The 22,499-nt window shown below is 44.8% G+C and carries 20 protein-coding genes and 7 tRNA genes; 24 read left to right on the top strand and 3 right to left on the bottom strand.

The annotated features are described in order from the left end of the window. The first annotated feature begins 58 nt into the window (after positions 1 to 58). From QVP35_RS03790 to QVP35_RS03780, 3 genes are read left to right on the top strand one after another with little or no spacing between them, the layout of a single operon-like run. Positions 59 to 1,000: an ABC transporter ATP-binding protein gene (locus QVP35_RS03790; protein WP_006568959.1), complete on the top strand. Its 942-nt coding sequence runs from the start codon at positions 59 to 61 to the stop codon at positions 998 to 1,000. An 11-nt stretch (positions 1,001 to 1,011) separates the two neighbouring features. Beyond that, a complete protein-coding gene (locus QVP35_RS03785; RefSeq protein ID WP_009290436.1) occupies positions 1,012 to 2,154 on the top strand; it encodes an ABC transporter permease in 1,143 nt (380 codons plus the stop codon). Continuing rightward, positions 2,141 to 3,292 carry an ABC transporter permease gene (locus QVP35_RS03780; RefSeq protein WP_009290437.1) on the top strand — a complete coding sequence of 384 codons (1,152 nt, stop codon included), beginning with the start codon at positions 2,141 to 2,143 and terminating at the stop codon, positions 3,290 to 3,292. The genes QVP35_RS03785 and QVP35_RS03780 overlap by 14 nt, the downstream gene beginning before the upstream one ends. A 79-nt stretch (positions 3,293 to 3,371) precedes the next feature. Here QVP35_RS03780 and QVP35_RS03775 read toward each other — a convergent pair whose 3' ends face one another. Continuing rightward, entirely contained in the window at positions 3,372 to 4,382 is a 1,011-nt protein-coding gene (locus QVP35_RS03775) for an ABC transporter substrate-binding protein (protein WP_006568956.1), read from the bottom strand. A gap of 144 nt (positions 4,383 to 4,526) precedes the next feature. On the opposite strand from QVP35_RS03775, the gene QVP35_RS03770 reads away from it, so the two are divergent. Next, positions 4,527 to 4,814 carry a YerC/YecD family TrpR-related protein gene (locus QVP35_RS03770; RefSeq protein WP_006568955.1) on the top strand — a complete coding sequence of 96 codons (288 nt, stop codon included), beginning with the start codon at positions 4,527 to 4,529 and terminating at the stop codon, positions 4,812 to 4,814. Between the two features lie 8 nt (positions 4,815 to 4,822). Here QVP35_RS03770 and QVP35_RS03765 read toward each other — a convergent pair whose 3' ends face one another. Beyond that, positions 4,823 to 5,440: a DUF1836 domain-containing protein gene (locus QVP35_RS03765; RefSeq protein WP_006568954.1), complete on the bottom strand. Its 618-nt coding sequence runs from the start codon at positions 5,438 to 5,440 to the stop codon at positions 4,823 to 4,825. Between the two features lie 229 nt (positions 5,441 to 5,669). Here QVP35_RS03765 and pcrA point away from each other — a divergent pair, with 229 nt between their 5' ends. From pcrA to QVP35_RS03670, 19 genes are all read left to right on the top strand, one after another. After that, positions 5,670 to 7,877 (top strand): DNA helicase PcrA, encoded by a 2,208-nt coding sequence (pcrA, locus tag QVP35_RS03760; RefSeq protein WP_009290440.1) that lies wholly within the window; start codon positions 5,670 to 5,672, stop codon positions 7,875 to 7,877. A gap of 68 nt (positions 7,878 to 7,945) precedes the next feature. Further along, positions 7,946 to 8,209 (top strand): hypothetical protein, encoded by a 264-nt coding sequence (locus tag QVP35_RS03755; RefSeq protein WP_006568952.1) that lies wholly within the window; start codon positions 7,946 to 7,948, stop codon positions 8,207 to 8,209. Between the two features lie 311 nt (positions 8,210 to 8,520). Next, positions 8,521 to 8,595: transfer RNA gene (locus tag QVP35_RS03750), tRNA-Pro, on the top strand. Between the two features lie 4 nt (positions 8,596 to 8,599). Further along, positions 8,600 to 8,670 (top strand) — tRNA-Gly (locus tag QVP35_RS03745). Between the two features lie 38 nt (positions 8,671 to 8,708). Continuing rightward, positions 8,709 to 8,782, top strand: a tRNA-Arg gene (locus QVP35_RS03740). Positions 8,783 to 8,829: 47 nt separating this feature from the next. After that, positions 8,830 to 8,903, top strand: a tRNA-His gene (locus tag QVP35_RS03735). A gap of 47 nt (positions 8,904 to 8,950) precedes the next feature. Next, a tRNA-Gln gene (locus QVP35_RS03730) sits at positions 8,951 to 9,022 on the top strand. Between the two features lie 3 nt (positions 9,023 to 9,025). Then, positions 9,026 to 9,098 (top strand) — tRNA-Lys (locus tag QVP35_RS03725). A 40-nt stretch (positions 9,099 to 9,138) separates the two neighbouring features. Continuing rightward, a tRNA-Leu gene (locus QVP35_RS03720) sits at positions 9,139 to 9,218 on the top strand. 509 nt (positions 9,219 to 9,727) lie between these two features. Continuing rightward, positions 9,728 to 10,408, top strand: coding sequence for a F0F1 ATP synthase subunit A (locus QVP35_RS03715; RefSeq protein WP_006568950.1), 681 nt, complete (start codon positions 9,728 to 9,730; stop codon positions 10,406 to 10,408). A 42-nt stretch (positions 10,409 to 10,450) separates the two neighbouring features. After that, a complete protein-coding gene (atpE, locus tag QVP35_RS03710) occupies positions 10,451 to 10,669 on the top strand; it encodes an ATP synthase F0 subunit C (RefSeq protein WP_006568949.1) in 219 nt (72 codons plus the stop codon). A gap of 22 nt (positions 10,670 to 10,691) precedes the next feature. Next, positions 10,692 to 11,177 carry a F0F1 ATP synthase subunit B gene (gene atpF, locus QVP35_RS03705; RefSeq protein ID WP_006568948.1) on the top strand — a complete coding sequence of 162 codons (486 nt, stop codon included), beginning with the start codon at positions 10,692 to 10,694 and terminating at the stop codon, positions 11,175 to 11,177. Next, positions 11,174 to 11,677: an ATP synthase F1 subunit delta gene (gene atpH / locus QVP35_RS03700; protein WP_009290444.1), complete on the top strand. Its 504-nt coding sequence runs from the start codon at positions 11,174 to 11,176 to the stop codon at positions 11,675 to 11,677. The genes atpF and atpH overlap by 4 nt, the downstream gene beginning before the upstream one ends. Before the next feature lie 5 nt (positions 11,678 to 11,682). Beyond that, entirely contained in the window at positions 11,683 to 13,182 is a 1,500-nt protein-coding gene (gene atpA, locus QVP35_RS03695) for a F0F1 ATP synthase subunit alpha (protein ID WP_009290445.1), read from the top strand. 10 nt (positions 13,183 to 13,192) lie between these two features. Continuing rightward, on the top strand, positions 13,193 to 14,080 hold the full coding sequence (gene atpG / locus QVP35_RS03690; protein WP_006568945.1) for an ATP synthase F1 subunit gamma: 888 nt from the start codon (positions 13,193 to 13,195) through the stop codon (positions 14,078 to 14,080). 36 nt (positions 14,081 to 14,116) lie between these two features. Next, complete coding sequence (gene atpD, locus QVP35_RS03685) at positions 14,117 to 15,541, top strand: F0F1 ATP synthase subunit beta (protein WP_022260812.1); 1,425 nt, start codon at positions 14,117 to 14,119, stop codon at positions 15,539 to 15,541. Positions 15,542 to 15,550: 9 nt separating this feature from the next. Then, positions 15,551 to 15,964, top strand: coding sequence for an ATP synthase F1 subunit epsilon (gene atpC, locus QVP35_RS03680; RefSeq protein WP_006568943.1), 414 nt, complete (start codon positions 15,551 to 15,553; stop codon positions 15,962 to 15,964). Between the two features lie 251 nt (positions 15,965 to 16,215). Next, positions 16,216 to 18,828: a cation-translocating P-type ATPase gene (locus QVP35_RS03675; RefSeq protein WP_022260810.1), complete on the top strand. Its 2,613-nt coding sequence runs from the start codon at positions 16,216 to 16,218 to the stop codon at positions 18,826 to 18,828. A gap of 132 nt (positions 18,829 to 18,960) precedes the next feature. Next, positions 18,961 to 21,783 (top strand): ATP-binding protein, encoded by a 2,823-nt coding sequence (locus QVP35_RS03670; protein WP_009290449.1) that lies wholly within the window; start codon positions 18,961 to 18,963, stop codon positions 21,781 to 21,783. A 47-nt stretch (positions 21,784 to 21,830) separates the two neighbouring features. Here the strand turns inward: QVP35_RS03670 and QVP35_RS03665 are convergent, their stop codons facing one another. After that, positions 21,831 to 22,064 carry an HPr family phosphocarrier protein gene (locus QVP35_RS03665; protein WP_022260809.1) on the bottom strand — a complete coding sequence of 78 codons (234 nt, stop codon included), beginning with the start codon at positions 22,062 to 22,064 and terminating at the stop codon, positions 21,831 to 21,833. Between the two features lie 157 nt (positions 22,065 to 22,221). On the opposite strand from QVP35_RS03665, the gene QVP35_RS03660 reads away from it, so the two are divergent. Next, entirely contained in the window at positions 22,222 to 22,401 is a 180-nt protein-coding gene (locus tag QVP35_RS03660; protein WP_006568939.1) for a hypothetical protein, read from the top strand. The last annotated feature ends 98 nt before the right edge of the window (positions 22,402 to 22,499 follow it).

Here is a 22,499-nt window from a genome sequence, read left to right as displayed (position 1 = left end):
CTGTAATGATACAGCAGGATCATGTATAGTAAAATTATCAAATGAAAGGGGTGGAATTATGGAACAGTCTGTCATCGAAATAAAAAATTTAGTTAAGAGATATAAGGATCTTCTGGCACTGGATCATTTAAATATGGAGGTCAGGCAAGGAGAGGTTTTTGGACTTCTCGGGCCGAACGGTTCAGGGAAGACCACAGCCATCAACTGTATACTGGGACTCTTATCCTATGATAAAGGGGAGATCAGAGTTTTCGGGAAACCTATGGAAGCCGATTCTTATGAGAGCAAAAGAGAAATCGGTGTGGTCATGCAGAATGTTGCAGTCTTTGATGAACTTACGGTTGTTGAAAATATTGATTATTTCTGCGGACTTTATGTCAGAGACAAGAAGGAGAGAAAGAGGCTTGTGGAAGAGGCTGTCCAGTTTGTGGAACTGGAAGAATTTCGGAAGTTTTACCCGCCAAAACTTTCCGGAGGCCTGTTAAGACGCCTCAATATCGCCTGCGGCATTGCCCATAAACCAAAATTGATCTTTTTGGATGAACCGACCGTAGCAGTTGATCCCCAGAGCCGCAATAAGATTCTGGAGGGGATTCTTGAATTGAACCGGCAGGGGACGACTGTCGTTTATACCTCTCATTATATGGAGGAAGTGGAGCAGATCTGCAGCAGGATACTGATCATGGATAAGGGGCGTCCGCTGGCTACAGGCACGAAAGAGGAACTGAAGCAGATGATCAAAATGGGAGAAAAGATCACGGTGGATGTATCTGACCTAAAAGAAGAGGAACTTCAGGCAGTACGTAATATGAAACATGTATTCCAAGCGGATTACACGGACGGAAAACTCTATGTGCAGTGCAGCGGGGGCAGTCACAACCTGGTAAATGTTCTCGGATACCTGTCTGAAAGAGAAGTTTCGTTCGGCAGAGTTTATTCGGAGCTTCCCACATTAAATGACGTATTTCTGGAGATCACAGGAAAACAGCTGAGAGATTAGGAGGGGAAACTATGTTTTGGCATTTATATAAATATCATTTCAAAGCATCCATTAGAAATAAGTCCGCTATTTTTTGGAGTTTTGCATTTCCTCTCATACTTGCTACCCTGTTCTATTTCGGATTTGGAAATCTTTTAAACGATTCGGAGGAACTGAAACCAGTCCCGGCAGCAATTGTGGAGACGAAGGCGGCAAAAGATGCGGAAGGATTTAAGCAGACTGCGGCAGAGCTTTCAAAAAAGGGGGAAGATCAGCTTCTGAAAGTGAAGTACACATCTTTGAAGAAAGCCGAAAAGCTGCTCCAAGACGGAAAGATTGACGGCTTTTATACTCTGGGAGACAACATAAGGCTTACAGTGAAAGAAAATGGCATCAACCAGACGATTTTAAAAGAGGTCAGCGATCAATATATCCAGATGAATCATATGGTACAGCAAACGATAAAAGAACACCCGGAAGGGATGGAAAAACTGGTGAAGGCGATATCACAGAATATGGTAGAGAATCAGCAGATCAGTCTGGGGAATGAAGATGCCAATATGATGGTGCAGTATTTTTATGCGCTGCTTGCCATGGTATGTCTCTACGGAGGTTTTCTGGGACTTCAGAGTGCCCTCCATGCTCAGGCGAACTTGTCGGATATTGCGGCCAGAAAAGCAGTTTCTCCGGCAGATAAGCTGAAAAGTACAGCAGCTGATTTCCTCGTAGGCGTGACGGTACAGTTTTTGGCATTCCTGGTGGCAATCGGTTATATGCGGCTCTTTCTGAAAATTGATCTTGGAAGTCAGGCAGGATTTATTTTGCTGGCAGGATTTATCGGATGTTTTACCGGGGTGTCCATAGGGCTGTTCATCGGTTCGATCGGCCGGATGTCCAGGGATACAAAAAGCGGGCTCAACATAGCCATCAGTATGTTTTTCTGCTTCTTCAGCGGATTAATGATAGGAAACATGAAAGACATCGTGGAAAAACATGTACCGCTTTTCAACAGAATCAATCCGGCAGCACTGATCACGGACTGCTTTTACAGCCTGAATATTTATGATGACCTGTCAGTTTATTTCAGAAGCTGCATTTCACTGATCATAATTTCTGTTTTATTTTGCCTTGGGAGTTTTTTCATGATGAGGAGGAAAAAATATGCAAGTATTTAAATGCTTTTTTAAAATTGTCAGAAGTAAAAAACTCGCAATGTTTATATATGCCGGAATCTTTTTCGTACTGACCATCTTATTTTCAAGCTTCGGTAAAGACAGCAATACCGGATTCCAGACAACAAAAATTAATGTTGGCATTGTAGATCATGATAAAAGCACGGCTTCCAAAGCTCTGAAGACATTTCTCTCAAATGAACAAAATGTAAAAGACATAAAAGATGAGAAGAAAACAATGCAGAATGAATTGTTTTACAGGAATACAGAATATATTCTGATTCTGCCGAAAGGATTCGGGGAGAGCCTGTTAAGCCAAAATAAAAAGGTACAAATAGAAAATGTAAAGGTTCCCGGCTCAACCAGCGGATATATGATTGACGAACAGGTAAATAAGTTTACTAAGATGGTGAGGAGCTATCTGGCCGCAGGGTTTTCAGAACAGCAGGCGGTGGAGAGGGCTGAAAATACATTAAAGTCATCGGCACGGGTGAACCTGCTGGGAAACAAAAAGGCCGGCGAACAGAGCAATACCTCGTATTATTTTCAGTACCTTGCCTATATCTTCATTGCCCTGATCACAGTGGCAGTGAGTCCGGTATTCATGGTCTTTTATAAAAAAGATATCAGAAGAAGAAACCAGTGCTCCGCGGCTACAGAACGATCCAGGAATCTTCAGCTGGCGCTTGGGACACTGACGGCATCCGTGGGCTGCTGGCTGGTGTTTATGCTGCTGGCTATGGCGATATACCGGGATGAGATTTTTCAGGGCAATCTTTTGTTGTTTATGCTCAACAGCCTTATGTTCATGGGCGTTTCGGCAGGCATCTCTTTTCTTGCGGGGCTTCTCGTCACTAATGATGACGCACTCCAGGGGGTAGTAAATGTGGTGTCTCTTGGAAGTGCATTCCTTGGCGGAGTGTTTGTACCGCTTGAGTTTATGAGCAAACAGGTACTGACTGTTTCAAGATTCCTTCCGACCTATTGGTATATCAGATCCAATAAGCTGATCGACCAGCTGGATGTTTTTGATATGAGCCATATATGGCCTGCAATGCAGGGAATCCTGATTCAGGCGGGATTTGCCCTGGCACTGTTTGCGGCGGCCATGCTTGTGAGCAAACAGAAGAGGATTGCTTAGAAAACACCAGACAAAAAGGCTGCAGACATATCCTGAACGATTGTCTGCAGCCTTTTTAACAGGAAATCAAAAGACAGGTTTACTTTGCTTTTTCGGCAAATGTATTGTCAACCAGTTTATCGAATGGGACGGAGTCATCTAATTCTCCTGCGTTTTTCAGGATATCCTGAAGAAGGGCAAACCCATCTTCACTGAACACAGGATTTTCTTTATAGGTATCCTGATCCTTGTAGCGCTTGATGATGGTGATCAAATCGTTTTTCGATACGTCGGGGAACTGTCCGCCGATGACAGCTGCAATCTCTTCCGGCGTATGTTTATTTACGTATTCCTGGCCTTTTTTGATGGCATTGGTAAAGCCCTGTATGATTTTTGGATTCTTTTTGATATAACTCTTCTTTGCACAGTAGGTCGTATAAGGAACAAACCCGCTTTCCACGCCTATGGATGCGGCAACATACCCTGCGCCCTGTGTTTCGAGGGCGGTTGCATTGGGTTCAAATTCCACGGTAAAGTCTCCTGTGCCGCCGGAAAAGGCCCCGGATGTGTTGGCAAAGTCGATGTTTTGGACCATCTTGATATCTTTTTTCGGATCGATTTTCTGTTTCTTCAGAACATACTCAAAGATCATCTGAGGCATTCCGCCTTTTCGTCCGCCGATCACTTCCTTGCCCTTGATATCGTTCCATGAGAAGTTTTTGATCTTTTTTCTGGAAACGAGGAAGTTGCCTGCACGCTGGGTAAGCTGCGCAAAGTTGACGGCATAGTCCTGGTTTCCTTCGTTGTACTGATAGATGCTGGCTTCCGGTCCCATGAAGCCGATGTCTGCATTTCCCGAGATCAGAGCGGTCATACTTTTATCCGCACCGAATCCTGTATCCACTTTCAGGTCGATACCTTCGTCCTTGAAATATCCTTTTTCAATGGCTACATACTGGGGAGCATAGAAGACAGAGTGGGTAACTTCGTTTAAGGTGACTTTGGTGAGCTTTTTTGTCTCTTTTTCGGATTTAGATGTTCCGCATCCGGACAAAACGCCCAGAGCCAGTACAGAGGACAGAAACGCGGCAGCAAGTTTTTTTACTTTCATAAAAACTCCTAAAAAATACTTTATTTCTTAGAGTATGCACGGCAGAAAAATCGGTGCAAATCTTCTTTACTTTAACGCGCTGATGTTGTATATTAAAACTAATCAAGCATCGAAAAGTCGAAGCAGGAAAAGGAGCAGCATATTATGAGCAAAAAGATTAAGACAGAGGCCGCCAAACGGCTGTTTCAGGCGATTCTTACGCTGGAGACAGAGGAAGAGTGTTTTACTTTCTTTGAAGATTTATGTACGGTGAACGAATTGGAATCCCTGGCACAGCGTTTTGAAGTGGCTTCCATGCTCAGGGAAAAACATACGTATCTGGAAGTGGCAGAAAAGACGGGAGCATCCACGGCTACGATCAGCAGGGTCAACCGTTCTTTAAACTACGGAAGCGACGGATATGATTTGGTATTTAACAGAATGAAGAAATAGGCTTTCGCCTATTTCTTCATTTTTTTCTCTTTCTTTTCTTTTTCCGGACTGTCAGTATAGAAATTGTCGATCATTTTCTCGATCAGCTGTTTTTTCGCATAAATATCATAGCACAAAAGTGTGATGAAGGAAAAATGCTGAAGCAGATCCCGGTCCTTTTCGTCTTCCACGAAAGCAAAAGATTCCCTGGCCTTTTTCAGGTCATCCGCTACGGATTCCGCGATCACCGGCTTCTGTCTGTGTTCCAGCTGATAAATCTCCTCATAGATATCGAAAAACGACAGTTCTCTGTCATCGTCATAAAAGTGGTTTTTCAGCGGGGCCAAAAGAGACTTGATATCTGAAATAGACATGAAGTTTTTCAGGTAATAGATATAGATTAAAAGAATCATATGATTTCTGGAGTATTTCTTTTTGCTGGAAGGCGGCAGCAGATCATTCTTTGAATAATTATTGATCATTGTTTTGGTGAAAATCTTATCTCCCTGAAAACGGGTGGAATTTTTTAGTTCTGTGTCCATAAAAGTTGTGATCTGGTCCATATAAAGGTCGATATTTGGAATATCTTCCGGTAGTATATAGTCTAATTCCAGCCACTTTGAAAGCTTTTCTTTTAAATCATCCATACATCGTCCTCCTTGATTGTATGATAACTACATTATACGGTTTTTTAAACTATATGACAAGTCTCTGACATGACATTTTCCGAAGGATTTTTGTTTTGAAAGCGGGGCATAAAAACTCAGGCACATTTATCGCTTCTTTGTTTTGACCGGATGTAGTATAATAGTAGTTAGTCTTACCGGAAAGGAAGGTTAAACAGAAGTAGAACAGAAGCAAGAAAGGATATTACATATGAGCATATATGATACATTGAATGAACAGCAGCGGGAAGCCGTATTTTGTACGGAAGGGCCTCTGCTTCTGCTGGCCGGCGCAGGCTCAGGCAAGACAAGGGTCCTGACCCACAGGATCGCCTATCTGATCGAACAGGGAGTAAATCCCTATCACATCATGGCGATAACATTTACCAATAAAGCAGCCAGAGAGATGAGAGAGCGTGTGGATGCCCTGGTGGGTTCCGGAGCGGAGCATATATGGGTCAGCACGTTTCATTCTACCTGTGTCCGCATATTGAGGAGACATATCGACAAGCTTGGCTATGACAACAGTTTTACCATTTATGACAGCGATGACCAGAAGTCTTTGATCCGGGGCATCTGCAAACAGTTTAAGGTGGACACAAAAAGTCTGCCGGAGCGTGCCGTGATGAATGCAATCTCCTCAGCGAAAGATGAGTTTATGACACCGGGAGAATACGAAACCCGGTATAATTTTGATTTTAAGAAAAAGAAAATTGCAGAAATCTACAAGGAATACCAAAAACAGCTGAAGGCCAACAATGCCCTGGATTTTGATGATCTTTTATTTAAAACAGTAGAGCTGTTTCAGTTTCACCCTGAAGTTTTGGACTATTATCAGGAGCGCTTCCGCTATATTATGGTGGATGAGTACCAGGATACAAATACCATCCAGTTTCAGCTCATCAGCATGCTGGCGAGGAAGTATCAGAATCTCTGCGTTGTAGGAGATGATGACCAGTCTATCTACAAATTCCGGGGTGCAAATATCAAAAATATTTTAAACTTTGAGGGCGTATTTCAGGATGCCGAAGTGATCAAGCTGGAACAGAATTACCGCTCCACAAAGAACATTCTGAATGCCGCCAATGAAGTCATCAGAAACAATAAGGGCCGGAAAGAAAAAGCCCTTTGGACAGAAAATGACGACGGAGATACGATTGTATTTCACCAATATGGGACAGAATATGAAGAGGCGGGACAGATCGTCGAAGAGATCGGCCGCCTGGCAAAAGATGGAGTGGACTATAAAAATATCGCGATTCTTTATCGGACCAATGCACAGTCCCGTATTTTTGAAGAGAAATTTATGATCAAAAATATTCCATACCGGATCGTGGGCGGAACGAACTTCTATCAGAGAAAAGAAGTAAAGGATGTGATCTGTTATCTCAAAGCTGTGGATAACGGCCTTGACGATCTGGCAGTGAAAAGGATCATTAATGTTCCCCGGAGAGGGATCGGCGCGACAACCATCGACAAGGTTCAGACCTATGCGATCGAGCAGAATATAGGGTTCCTGGATGCATGCTTTCAGGCAAGACAGATAGAATCTCTTGCCAATGCAAAGAGAAAGATCGAAAAGTTTTCAGAATTGATCGCAGACTTTAGGGAACAGGCACAGAAGGGAAGTCTTGAAGACCTGTTTCACTATATCTTGGAGGAGACAGGGTACGTAACCGGTCTTGAGGCCGAGGGAACGGAAGAGGCCATGGCCAGAATAGAAAACATTAATGAACTTCTGAACAAAATCGTTGCCTATGAAGAGACTGCGGAGGAACCCACACTTTCGGGGCTGCTTGAGGAAATCGCTCTGGTAGCAGATATCGACAGTCTGGAAGATTCAGACAACAGGGTAATTCTCATGACGCTCCACAGTGCAAAAGGGCTGGAGTTCCCTTATGTATTCATCAGCGGAATGGAGGACGGAATTTTCCCAAGTTATATGACCATAATTTCTGAAGACCAGGAAGAACTGGAGGAGGAGCGGAGGCTTTGTTATGTGGGCATTACCAGAGCCAAAGATCGCCTTTATCTGAGCGCTGCAAAGCGCAGAATGATGCAGGGAAGAACTCAGTTTAACAAGGTGTCCCGTTTCATTGATGAGATCCCGCAGGAACTTTTAAAGCTGGATTACGGCGTTAATTTGAATGATAAGCGGCCGGATCATGATATTTTTTCATCCAACCGGAGGACTCAGTTCAGAAAACCGTTCCAAAAACATCAATTTGCAGAACCAAAGGCAGAGTCGCTCTCTTATGGAAAAGGTGACCGAGTGAGCCATATCAAATTCGGCCAGGGCACTGTCATGGAAATCGTCTCCGGAGGCCGTGACTATGAGGTCACGGTAGACTTTGATAAACACGGTGTAAAAAAGATGTTTGCTTCCTTTGCAAAATTAAAGAAAACCGAGCAAAATTAGAAAAAAGATTAGTAATGAAACGGGATAAGTGATATAATAAAAAAAACACATAAGAAAGGGTGAATGACATGAAAAGTTTTGACGATTTACTAAGCGCGGCAAAAGTATCAGACATTATGCACAAGAAAGACAAAGATGATAATAAAATTGTCTGGGCTCTGGCAATCATCGGTGCAATCGCAGCAGTGGCAGGGATTGCGTATGCAGTCTACAAGTATTTGACTCCAGATTACATGGAAGACTTTGATGATGATTTCGATGACGATTTTGATGATGATTTCTTTGAAGATGAAGATGATATAAAGTTATCTGCAAAAGAGGAAGAAGAATAAAATTTACAGAAGGCATCTCAGCTGTGAGATGCTTTCTTTTTTTGTTTCTTAGAAAAGACTTTGTCAAGCGAATGCTTAAGGAAATCATTTGACTGCGTCAAAATATAAAAATTTTTTTAAGAAAGAATGTAGAAGCCAGCGGCAAAACGTGACACAAAGCGCGCAGTTATGCGGTTTAACCCGGTTTTAAAAAAATACAAAAAAGATGTTGACTTTTGCGCGCCTGTCCAGTATAATAAATCTTGCTTGTGAGAAAGACGGCAGCCAAACAACAGCAGTTTTGGAAAGTCTTTCAAGAAGGAATTACATATCGGGGTGTGGCTCAGCTTGGCTAGAGCGCTTGATTTGGGATCAAGAGGTCGCAGGTTCGAATCCTGTCACCCCGACTTTGCGGGTGTAGTTCAATGGTAGAACTCCAGCCTTCCAAGCTGATCACGTGGGTTCGATTCCCATCACCCGCTTTCGCTTTGCGAAGCATAGTATATATATTTATGCATATGAGTCTGTAGCTCAGCTGGATAGAGCAACGGCCTTCTAAGCCGTAGGTCATGGGTTCGAATCCCCTCAGGCTCGTTTTATTTCGCTCTTTTGAAATAATAATTTTATAGTTCATGTTTATGGTGGGTATAGCGCAGTTGGTTAGCGCGCCAGATTGTGGCTCTGGAGGCCGTGGGTTCGAATCCCATTATCCACCCTTTTTGTTTTATTAATTACAGGACTACTGGATTTCCTGAAAGATAATGGGCTATCGCCAAGCGGTAAGGCACAGCACTTTGACTGCTGCATTCGCTGGTTCGAATCCAGCTAGCCCAGTACGGGTGTGTAGCTCAGGTGGTAGAGCACTTGACTTTTAATCAAGTTGTCCGGGGTTCGAATCCCCGCACGCTCACTAGTCATCTATCGTTTATAGTATAGGTGGCATTTTTTATGCGGATGTGGCGGAACTGGCAGACGCGCTAGACTTAGGATCTAGTTCTTCGGAGTGCAGGTTCGATTCCTGTCATCCGCATTCATTTAATTTTACAGGCTGAAAAAACAGAACGGTACATTTGGATGGAATGTACCGTTCTGTTTTTGTTTCAGAGGTACTTATGAACATACGGCTGCATGCTTTGACCGGTTTTTGAAAAATCAGATTATTAAAATCAATTATTGAATTATCAGTTTTAAAAGCACTGCATATACTAAGAATCAGAAGACAACAAAACGGGCAGGAACCGGGAAAACCGAGGTCAGAAAAATGAACTTCTTTTAATAAGAAGAAATCAAAAAATCTGACCTCTTTTTTGTGGAAAACAAAAGAGTAGTATAAATTGCATAAATAAGTATATGGATTTGAGGAAAATATCAGACAAAACGTACAATAATAATTGGTAGAACCAAAGAAAATTATATTTCAAGAGTAAAAAAAGTAATTTTTCGCGAAAAATTTCGTAAAAAATAGGTTAATTTTTAGAATTGACAAAGCAATATAGGAGTATTATACTCACTACAAATTTAGGAAAGGAGGAGCAGTCGATGAGTTTATCGGAGAAATTGATGGAAGAACTTGTGAGCAGGACAGCGTTCACCATTCCTCTCTTCGGCGGGATTCCGGTACCGGAATCGGTTGTCGTCACATGGGGTATTATGGCTTTTGTCATCCTGCTGTGCCTGATCTTTGTGAGAAATTTAAAGCTTGTCCCCACAAGAAAGCAGGCCTGCATTGAGACTGCGGTGGGAGGAGTATACCGGTTTTTCCACGGGATTCTGGGCGACGAAGGAAAAGGCTATATCCCGTATCTTGCGACAGTCGGAATTTATCTCGGCCTTTCCAATTTGAGCGGTCTGGTCGGACTGACACCGCCTACGAAGGACATCAACGTAACGGCAGGGCTGGCGGTCATGAGCATCGTGCTGATAGAATATTCGGGAATCAGGAAAAAGGGTTTTAAGGGGTTCATAAAGAGCTTTGCCGAGCCTGTTCCGTTTATCGCACCGCTTAACGTGCTGGAAGTCTTCATAAGGCCTCTGTCGCTGTGTATGCGGCTCTTCGGAAATATTCTGGGTGGATTCGTCATAATGGAACTCTTAAAGATCGTAGCGCCGATTCTGGTGCCGATCCCGTTCAGTTTTTATTTTGACGTATTTGACGGACTGATTCAAATGTATGTGTTCGTTTTCCTGACGGCCATCTTTATGAAAGAGCTGATGGATTAGAATAACAAAAACAATCAATTATAGTATAAGGAGATGTAGATTATGTCATTAGTAGCATTAGGAGCAGGTATTGCAGTATTATCAGGTATTGGAGCAGGTATAGGTATCGGAATCGCCACATCAGGCGCAACAGATGCGATCGCAAGACAGCCGGAGGCAACAGGAGAGATCAATAAGACGCTGCTGCTCGGATGTGCGCTTGCAGAGTCAACGGCAATTTATGGTCTGGTTGTTGCAATCATTATCATGTTTGTACTTTAAAGAGAGCTTGGAGGCGGTATAGGTGTTAACATTTAACTCAGGACTCCTGTGGACGTTCGTGAATCTCATTGTGTTTTTCCTTATCTTAAAAAAGCTTCTTTTTCAGCCTGTTATGGGCATGATTGAGAAAAGGGAACAGATGATCAGCGGACAGATAGAGGACGCGGAACAAAAAAATACCCAAGCCGGGCTGCTGAAGGAAAAATACGAGGCCGAGCTTAAAAACGCCAATCAGGAGGCGGCTATGATCGTAAAGACAGCTAAGGAGCGGGGAAAAGAAGAATATGAGAAGATTTTAAGAGATGCCGGTGCGGAGGCGTCCAAAATAATTGCGGACGCAAGTAAAACCATCGAGACAGAGCGGGAAAAAGCAGTGCAGGGAATACAGAATGAAATTGCCCAGGTGGCGATCGCGGCGGCTTCCAAAGTGATTCAGGAGAATGTTGACCAGGCATCGAATGAAAAAATACTGGATGATTTTTTGAGAGAAGCGGGTGCAGGCCAATGAATGAGCTGACAGATAATTATGCAAAAGTATTTTTTGACTTAACGATCCCTGAAGAGTACATCCATGAGACGAAAAGGATCTGCAGTGAGTGTCCGGAATTCGTGAAGGCACTGGCAAGTCCGGTAGTTACAAAAAAAGAAAAACATGCAGTCATTGAAAGAGTGATCCCGGGACCGGTGCAGAGCTTTTTTAAGGTTGTCACAGACAACGGTGAGGCAGACAGCATCTTTGAGATATTTGCATCATATGATGAATTGGTTCTAAGAAAAAATAAAGTAGTCAAGGCAGTCTTTGCTTATGTCACCAAACCGGATGACAGGAAAATTGAAGACATAAAAAATATGATCTGCCGAAAATATCATAAAACAGGCGTAAATCTGCAGCTGAAAGAAGACCCGTCATTAATCGGCGGATTCATTCTGACTGTAGGTGATGATGTATATGACAGAAGCGTGAAGGCTTCCATTACAAAATTACAAAACAGCCTTGTGCGGAGGTGAAACAGTTGGGCAATATAAATCCGGAAGGAATTATTTCCGTTTTAAAAAGTGAGATAGAAGATTATGAGAATAAAATTGAGGTGCAGGAGGAAGGAACCGTTATCCAGGTAGGCGATGGTATTGCGACCGTGCATGGTTTAAACCATGCGATGTACGGGGAACTGGTAGAGTTTGAGAACGGTACCAGAGGCATTGTGCAGAATCTGGAGATGAAGACGATTGGCTGTGTGCTGCTGGGAAGTGATCACGGGCTGATTGAGGGGTCCAAAGTCGTCAGAAGCGGCAAGCGTGCCGGAGTACCGGTCGGGGATGCTTTGGTCGGACGTGTGGTTAATGCGCTGGGCGCTCCGATCGACGGAAACGGACCGATCAAGACCGATGGGTATCTCCCGATTGAGAGAGAAGCGGCGGGAGTCATCGACAGAAAATCCGTAGACGTACCGCTGGAGACAGGGATCCTTGCCATTGACGCAATGTTTCCGATCGGACGGGGACAGAGAGAACTGATCATCGGTGACCGTCAGACCGGCAAAACGTCCATTGCTGTGGACACAATTTTGAACCAGAAGGGCAAAGACGTCATCTGTGTGTATGTAGCTATCGGGCAGAAAGCATCCACTCTGGCTAAAATTGTTTCCACACTGAAGAAGCATGATGCCATGGACTATTCAATCGTCGTATCCGCATCGGCAAGCGATGTGGCTCCGGTCCAGTATATCGCGCCGTATTCCGGCACGGCCATGGCAGAGTATTTCATGGACAAAGGAAAAGACGTTTTGATCGTCTATGACGATCTGTCCAAACATGCGGTAGCTTACCGGGCCATGTCTCTGCTCTTACAGAGGCCGCCGGGACGGGAAGCATATCCCGGAGATGTATTCTACCTTCATTCAAGGCTGCTTGAGCGTTCATGCAGGCTGAATGAAGAACACGGAGGAGGATCCATTACGGCGCTGCCGATCATTGAGACTCTGGCAGGCGATGTATCTGCCTATATTCCTACCAATGTCATTTCCATCACAGACGGACAGATATTCCTGGAGAGTGATTTGTTCTTCTCCGGAATCCGGCCGGCGGTCAATGTGGGTCTGTCCGTTTCCCGCGTAGGAGGGGCGGCACAGACGAAAGCGATGAAGAAAGTTTCGGGAAGTCTGAGAATCGACCTGGCCCAGTTTCGGGAAATGGAGGTCTTTACCCAGTTCAGTTCAGATCTGGACCCGCAGACAAAGGAACTCCTTGATCATGGAAACAGGCTGGTAGAATTATTGAAACAGCCGCTCTATCATCCGATGAGCCTGCACAAACAGGTTATTCTTTTATGTGCAGCCAACCATCGTCTGCTCATGGATGTTCCGGTGAATGAGATCAAATCTTTTACAGAAGATCTTGTATCATTTTTTGAGGCTAAATATAGTCAGCTGGTCAGAGAGATTGATGAGAAAAAGGTACTGACCGATGAGGTAACGGAACAGATCGTTCAAGCAGTAAAAGAATTTAAAAAGTAGGTGAGCATACATGGCAAATATGACAGAAATCCGCTCCAGAATGAAAAGCATTCAGGAGACCATGAAGATCACCAACGCAATGTATCTGATCTCTTCCACAAAGCTTAGGAAGGCAAGGGAGAAGCTGGATGCCACGGCCCCATATTTTGAACTGCTCCAGTCGACAATCAAAGATATTCTGTTTCATTCACCGGACATTAATCATACCTTTTTTGACCAGAGGAAAAAGATAAAACCGGAAGATAAAAAGCGGGGTTATGTGGTCATGACGGCAGACAAGGGGATGGCTGGAGCCTACAACCATAATGTGCTGAAGCTTGCACAGGAGCGTCTGGCACAGGGAAATGACAATACCCTGTTTGTCATCGGCCAGATGGGAAGGAAGTATTTTACGAAAAAGAATGTCAGGATAGACATGGAGTTTCTTTATACCGCTCAGGACCCCAGCATGTGGCGTGCCAGAAATATTGCGGAAACATTGGTCGATCTTTACCGGAAGGAAAAACTGGATGAGATCTATATTATCTATACAAAGATGGTGACGCCTTTGAAGGCAGAGCCTGAAATTATCCAGATCCTGCCGCTGAAACGGCAGAGTTTTGAGGAAATGAATGTGGAACTCGAAAAGTATCACAAGATTGCCGATTATTCTCCGTCTCCCAAAGTAGTGATGGACCATTTGGTGCCCAACTATGTGAAAGGACTGATTTACGGAGCCCTGGTAGAGTCATTTTCCAGCGAGCAGAATGCGCGTATGATGGCGATGCAGGGGGCTACGGAAAGTGCAAAAGACATGATCAGGGAGCTGTCGCTTTTGTATAACCGTGCCAGACAGGCGGCAATCACCCAGGAGATTACAGAGATTGTAAGCGGCGCGAAAGCGTTTCAGAAGAAATAAAATTGATTTAGTCATAGAAAGAATTGTGGTGAAGATATGGAAAAGGGAAAAATCGTACAGGTTTTAGGTCCAGTCGTGGACGTGGAATTTGACGGCGGGTATCTTCCGCTGATCAAAGATGCGCTGACGGTAGAACTGGACGGCAAAAAACTTGTCATGGAAGCTGCCCAGCATATGGGGAACAACATTGTCCGCTGTATCCTGCTCGCATCCAGTGAAGGTCTGTCTAAAGATATGGAAGTGACAGCCACGGGAGCAGGGATCACGGTTCCGGTGGGCAGGCAGACACTGGGCAGAATGTTTAATGTGCTGGGACAGAATATTGACGGGAAAGAGCAGGTCGAAGGAGAAGAGCAGTGGGTCATTCACAGGGATCCTCCTACATTTGAGGAGCAGAGCCCGGTCGTAGAGATCCTGGAGACAGGAATCAAAGTCATCGACCTCCTGGCACCTTATGCAAAAGGCGGTAAAGTCGGATTGTTCGGCGGTGCCGGAGTGGGTAAAACGGTGCTGATTCAGGAGCTGATCCATAACATCGCCACGGAACACGGCGGATATTCTATTTTTACCGGGGTGGGAGAACGCTCCAGGGAGGGAAATGACCTGTGGACAGAGATGAATGAATCCGGGGTTATTGACAAGACAGCCCTCGTGTTCGGGCAGATGAACGAACCGCCGGGAGCCCGTATGAGAGTGGCGCAGACCGGTCTTACGATGGCAGAATATTTCAGAGACAGGGAGCATCAGAATGTGCTGCTGTTCATCGATAATATTTTCCGCTACGTACAGGCAGGTTCCGAGGTGTCTGCACTGCTTGGCCGCATGCCTTCTGCCGTCGGCTATCAGCCGACGCTGGCCAATGAAGTCGGAGAGTTTTTGGCCAATGAAGTCGGAGAGCTGCAGGAGAGGATCACGTCCACGAAAAACGGATCGATCACCTCTGTGCAGGCCGTCTATGTGCCTGCGGATGATTTGACGGACCCGGCTCCGGCAACTACCTTTGCCCATCTGGACGCCACCACGGTGCTTTCCAGAAAGATCGTGGAACAGGGAATCTATCCTGCGGTAGATCCGCTGGAATCCACATCCAGAATTCTGGAAGCGGAAGTGGTGGGAGAAGAACATTACGAAGTTGCAATGCAGGTTCAGGAGCTTCTCCAGAAGTACAAAGAGCTTCAGGATATCATTTCTATCCTCGGTATGGAAGAACTGGATGAAGACGATAAACTCGCAGTTTACCGTGCCCGTAAGATCCAGAAATTCCTCTCACAGCCGTTTCATGTGGCAGAGAATTTTACCGGCATGAAGGGCAAATATGTGCCGGTGAGCGAGACCATCCGCGGATTTAAAGCCATTATAAGCGGAGAGATGGACGAATATCCGGAAAATGCATTCTTTATGGTGGGAACCATTGATGAAGTCATTGAGAAGGCAAAGAGTGAAACGGCCAGGGAAGCGTAAGAAAGAGGGATGAGCATGGGAAAGACCTTTTATTTGGAAATTACGGCCAGTGACCGGAAGTTTTATAACGGTGAATGTGAAATGATGATCTTTCCGGCGATCGACGGGCAGCAGGGCATCCTGCCCAACCATGAGTCCATGGTGACCGCTGTGAAGGCAGGAGAACTCAGGTTCAAAGTAAATGGTGAGTGGAAAGAAGCTGCCGTGGGCGATGGATTTGTTGAGATTATGCCGGAATTCGTCGTTCTTTTGGCAGACACGGTGGAATGGCCGGATGAAATTGATATCCGGAGGGCAAAAGAAGCAAAAGAACGGGCCCAGGAGAGGCTCAGACAGAAGGAAAGCCAGAGAGAGTACTATCACAGCAAGGCGGCGCTTTCCAGAGCAATGGCAAGGCTTAAAGTGACAGGAAAACATTTATAAGGCAGAATTCGATGCCGGAGGTCGACAACAATTAGTTGACAAGCCAAAAAGAATCCGCTATTATAAACTTTAATAAAAGGGAGTAGCTGGCGAGCAAATCGTTTGCGGTGTCGTCAATCTCGATGAAGAAATTCATCCGTATCGTAATGAAACAGCGAGACTTTTATTGCACGAAAGATGCAGTAAAAGTCCCGCTGTTTTTTTCGTCGGAAAAAGAAAGAAAATACATATAGAAATGGAGAATGATGAAAATGAAAGAATTTTACCAACAGACAGCAGAAGAAGTCAGGAAGCAGCTCAATGGCTCAATGGAACCGCTGACTGCAGCCCAGGTCACGGAACATCAAAAGCAGTATGGGTATAATGAATTGGTGGAAGGAAAAAAGAAAAGTGTGCTTCAGATTTTTCTGGAACAGTTTAAAGATTTTCTGGTCATTATACTGATTGCAGCGGCCACGGTGTCAGGATTTCTTGGGGATGTGGAGAGCACCGCGGTTATTTTGGTTGTCATCACGATCAATGCCATTCTCGGTACGGTCCAGACTGTGAAAGCGGAACAGTCTCTGAACAGCTTAAAGCAGCTTTCGGCTCCTACAGCCAAGGTGATCCGGGACGGAATCACGGTACAGATTCCTTCCAGGGAAGTGACTGTGGGGGATGAGATACTTCTGGAAGCAGGGGATTCCATACCTGCGGACGGAAGAATCTTAGAATCAGCCAGCTTAAAAGTGGACGAGAGTGCACTGACCGGGGAAAGCTTGGGTGTTGAGAAGACCACAGGCATCATCATCAGCCAGGTTCCGCTTGGTGACCGGACCAATATGGTGTACTCGGGAAGCTTTGTCACCTACGGAAGAGGAAAATTCCTTGTGACCGGGGTGGGAATGGACACAGAAGTCGGAAAGATTGCGGGAATGCTGAAAAATACAGAGGAAAAGAGGACTCCTCTCCAGGTCAATCTGGATCAGTTCGGACAAAAACTTTCCATCCTGATTCTGGTATTCTGCGGCATTTTATTTGGGATCAGCGTTATCCGGGGCGAGGATATGGGAGACGCATTTATGTTTGCCGTAGCATTGGCGGTTGCGGCGATCCCGGAAGCATTAAGTTCTATCGTGACGATCGTTCTCTCCTTCGGAACACAGAAGATGGCCAAGGAGCATGCGATCATCAGAAAGCTCCAGGCGGTGGAAGGACTGGGAAGTGTGTCCATTATCTGTTCTGACAAGACAGGTACGCTTACGCAGAATAAGATGACAGTAGAAGACTATTATGTGGGAGGTGTCAGGATTCCTGCCGCCCATATCGATCTGAAGAAACCGGCCCAAAAACAGCTGCTTGACTACAGCATGCTCTGCAACGATTCTACGAACGTCAACGGCGAAGAGATTGGAGACCCCACGGAGACGGCACTGATCAATCTGGGGGACAAGCTGGGAAGAAAAGCTGAGAGCGTCCGTTGCTTTTACCCGAGGGTGGCAGAGATACCTTTTGACAGTGACCGTAAACTGATGTCTACGGTACATGATATGGAAAACGGCTATGTCATGGTGACAAAAGGAGCTGTGGACGTGCTGTTAAACCGTCTGGTATCGATTCAGAAAGGAGACAAAACCACGCCGATCACCAACTGGGATAAAAAACAGATTGAAGCCTGCAACCAGGAGTTTTCACGGAACGGTCTGAGAGTTTTGGCTATTGCATATAAGACCATAGAAAAAGGGAAACGGCTCACGCCGGAGGATGAAAACGGCTATACGTTCCTTGGACTGATCTCTATGATGGACCCTCCAAGAAATGAATCCAGATCTGCGGTAGCGCAGTGTATCCAGGCGGGGATACGCCCGATCATGATTACAGGAGACCACAAAGTAACTGCCGCCGCCATAGCCAAGCGAATCGGCATATTAAAACATGAAAGCGAAGCCTGTGAAGGTTCTGAGATCGACCATATGTCTGATCAGGAGCTTGAGAAATTTGTGGAAGGGATTTCTGTCTATGCGAGAGTTTCGCCGGAGCATAAAATCCGGATCGTAAAGACATGGCAGAGAAAGGGCAATATCGTTTCAATGACAGGTGACGGAGTCAACGATGCGCCGGCGCTCAAGCAGGCAGACATCGGGGTTGCAATGGGGATCACGGGAAGTGAAGTTTCCAAAGACGCTTCCTCAATGGTGCTTACAGACGATAACTTTGCAACCATCGTAAAGGCAGTGGAAAACGGAAGGAATTTGTACCGGAACATAAAAAATGCGATCCAATTCCTGTTGTCGGGAAATTTTGCGGGAATCCTTGCGGTGCTCTATGCGTCTGTCGCTGCACTTCCGGTTCCGTTTGCTCCGGTGCATTTACTGTTTATCAATCTGCTGACAGACAGCCTTCCGGCCATTGCACTCGGACTGGAACCCCACACCGACAAGGTGATGGAAGAGAAACCGAGGCCTGTGAACGAATCCATACTCACAAAAGATTTTCTGGTTAATATCGGAATCGAAGGATTTGTGATTGGAGTCATGACGATGATCGCATTTATGGTGGGATACCGGGACCACAATGCTCTTCTGGCGAGCACAATGGCATTTGGAACGCTTTGTATGTCGAGGCTGGTGCACGGCTTTAACTGCAAGTCAAATCATCCGGTGCTGTTTACAAGGAAATTTTTCGACAATGTGTATCTGATTGGTGCATTTATACTCGGAGTGATTCTGATGACATGCGTAATGACGATACCTTCGCTTCATACATTGTTTAAGGTCCAGACACTGAATATGCAGCAGCTGTTTACCGTATATGGGCTGGCACTGGCCAATCTTCCGCTGATCCAGCTGCTGAAAGCCATAAGAGTAAGAGTGAGGATATTATAAGATGGTGATAAAAGGAGCCGAATCCTGATTTTATTTTGGGAATCGGTTCCCTTTTTCTTGTCAGAAAAACAGAAAAGCTTTAAAATAGAGAAAACGGAAGAGAGACAGGGATGATCAGAAAAAGGGGGATATATGAAAAAAATTACAGGGAGAAGATTTTGCAGAAGAGCAGCGGTCTGTTTGTCTGTACTGCTGATCAGCATTATCTTTCTGGGGAATCACTGGAGTTTTGAGGCCTCCGAAAAGGAAACAGAACAAACGGATCAACGGGTGGTGAAGGTAGGATTTTTAGAAACTCCGGGGATATGCGAAAAAGATAAATACGGAAATTATACCGGGCTGACACCGGATTATCTGAATGAGATTGCAAAATATACGAACTGGGAATACGAATATGTCCCGACTACAGCGGACACCTTTATACAGGATCTTGCGGATGGAAAGTATGATGTATTGGGAGGTGCCTACTATGCCAAGGAATTGGAGCCTTATTTTGCATATCCAAAGTACAGTATGGGGAGCAGCCGTGCAGGACTTCTGTGTCTGAAAGAAGATAACAGGATCAAAAGTTATGAGCTGAATACGCTGAACGGCAAAACCATCGGAGTCTATGAGAAAGCGGATGAAAAGATCCGAAGGCTGAAAGACTTCTTAAAGATCAACAATATTAAGTGCAGGCTGAAATACTATGGTCCCAAAGACCTCTCAGAAAGTGGAGACCTTTATAAGTATTTATTAAATAAAGAAGTCGATTTGCTGCTGGGAAATGAACTGGAGGAGAATCCTGATTTCCGGCTGGCTGCTTCCTTCGATGCTCAGCCTTATTATCTTGTAACAAGCCCGAAAAATAAAGAGATTCTGAACGGAATTAATTCTGCGCTGGAAAAGATCCAGGACGCCGATCCTGGTTTTGAAAAGGAAAAGTATGAAGAAAATTTTAAAGACAGACAGAAGATATCGTCCGTCTATCTGACGAAAGAAGAGGAGAAATATATCGCCGCCAAGAAATCGGTTTCGGTTGCTGTTGTAGCAGACTGGCACCCTTTCTACTGTAAGCAGAATACTACAGATCACCATGATGGTATTATTCCGGAAATACTCGAAGAGATCTCTGATTTTTCCGGCCTGAAGTTTACTTATGTCACTGCGGATTCGTATGAGGAGGCCATCCGGCTGGTACAAGAAGGCAAGGCAGATATTATGGGATTTTTTCTGGATACTGAAGCAGATGCGAGAAAGAATGATCTTGTCCTGACCAGCGCCTATGTCAGCCTTAACAATATTGTCATCAGAAATAAATCAGAGAATTTTCCTTCCGACGGGATGGAAGCCGGGGTTCTGAAAGGAAGAACACTCCCGGATGAAATAAAGGCGAAAAGAGTGAAATATTATAGGGATGCAGAAGAGATTATTTCGGCACTGAATAAAGGAAAAGTGGACTTCGTGTACGGTCTGGCGGCTTCTATGGAACAGGAGATGCAGAACCACCGGTATAATAATGTCGTCCCGGTGACAGGAGTCAACATTAACATGGGGGTGTCCTTTGCACTGGCGGGCCCGGCGGATACCAATCTCCTGTCGATACTCAACAAATCCATAAATAATGTTACATCGGATGAGAGGAATACAATTCTTAACAGGAATCTGGTTTCCTTCGGCACCTCATTTTCGTTTAAAGATTATATTTATGCAAACCCCATCGCTGTACTTTGTCTGCTGGCAGTCATTATGCTTATGGCGGCAGCAGCCTTTATTCTGACTTACAGATCCAAAATGAGAAGCAGGATCATGCAGAGTGAACTTGAGAAAGCAGAGGCAAAGAGCAGGGCAAAGAGTGAATTTCTCTCTCAGATGAGTCATGAGATACGGACACCTATGAACGCGATCACAGGTCTCACCGATTTGCTGCGGATGGAGGAGAAGCTTCCGGACGGAGCCAGGGAAAAACTGCAAAAAATTCATGCATCCTCTCAGTATATGCTGTCACTGATTAACGATATTCTGGATATGTCAAAGATTGAAAATGGAAAGCTGAACATTGAGCCCGAAGACTTCTCTCTGACAGAACTGCTGGATGGGTTAATTGAAATGATGGAAGTGCAGGCAGAAGAAAAGCAGATTCATTTTGAATTTGTCAGGGAGATTGAGCATGACTTTGTAACAGGAGATCCGATCCGCCTGCGCCAGGTACTGACCAATCTTCTCTCTAATGCCTTTAAATTTACGAAGCACGGAGGCAGAGTCACTCTGACTGTCCGGGAGGAGCACAGGGACGTCAGTACTGGGGAATATTTCTTCTCTGTCAAAGATAATGGGATCGGTATCGCCCAGGACAGGCAGAAACAGATTTTCGAGGCCTTTGAACAGCTGGGAGCCAGCAGCGCAAGAAGCGAGGGAACAGGTCTCGGACTCCCGATCAGTTCAAGCATCATCAAGGCTATGGGAGGAAATCTCATGGTGGAGAGCCAGACTGGCAAAGGTTCTGAGTTTTATTTCAGACTCTGTCTGCCCACCGGGAAAGACAGCACGAACTACAGGAGTGAAAATGCTTTGGAACTTCGGCAGTTCCATGATATCCGGATTCTGGTTGCGGAAGATAACGATCTGAATGCAGAAATTGTAAAAGAACTGCTTGAGATGGAAGGCGCGTCCGCAGAACGGGCAGTCAACGGGCAGGAAGCCGTGGAACGATTTTTGTCGGGTGAACAGGGCCGTTATCAGCTTATTTTAATGGACATCAAGATGCCGCTGAAAAACGGTTATGAAGCGGCGGAAGAGATCAGGAAAAGCAGCCATCCGGATGCAGAAACAGTACCGATCATTGCGATGACAGCAAACTCTTTCAAAGAAGATATGGATGCAGCGTTTGCCTCAGGAATGAACGGTTTTGTGCCAAAGCCGATAGACATTGGATATCTCAATCAGGTGATGGAAGAGAACCTGAAAAAGGAATAAAAAAGTGCCGTATCCCAGAGGATAAAACGGGGATACGGCATTTCCTTTTAATCTAAAATAAATGGTTTTAATGCATTTTCAATGTCTTCCAGTTCGTCTTCACCGTAAACAGTGAGAAGCAGCGGTTTGGACAATTCCAGGCTGAAAATGCCCATAATGGATTTTGCATCGACAACATAGCGGCCGGATGCTAAATCTATCTCGGATTTAAACCGGTTGATCAAGTTGACAAAGTCTTTTACTTTGTCTATGGAATCTAACAATATTTTATAGGTTTTCATATCAAACACCCCTTTCTTCTTTGCTGATGCAATGTCATGGTACAATTTTTTCAGCGGAAAGTCAAATTTCTCATAAGAATATATTGACAAGAAACGGATAAAATGAATAAAATAAAGATCAGCGAAAAGGGAGAGCAGAAAGCAGGGAGGAAGATACATGGGACTTTTAACAAGAGTAACAGATAATAATCCATTTAGTAAAGATATCGACGAATTGCTGGAAAAGCGTGCTGATGTACAGGAAAAAGATACGGAAGACGGACTTACCTATGAAGAATCTATGAAAAAGATTGAGGAACGGATTAAGGAATTAGGCATCCTTGAAGAGGAAGAATAAAATGCAATTTTAGACGTGCGTCAATATGCGGCGCACGTTTTCATACATCTGAATTGTTAACCTATATACTTATCATGGTTGACAATTTGAAGTTCATA

The organism is Anaerostipes sp. CAG:276, from assembly GCF_000432215.1.
Taxonomy (GTDB): Bacteria; Bacillota; Clostridia; order Lachnospirales; family Lachnospiraceae; genus Anaerostipes; species Anaerostipes caccae.
The sequence above is the reverse complement of the archived record's forward strand: the minus strand, read 5'-3'. Positions and strand labels throughout refer to the sequence as shown.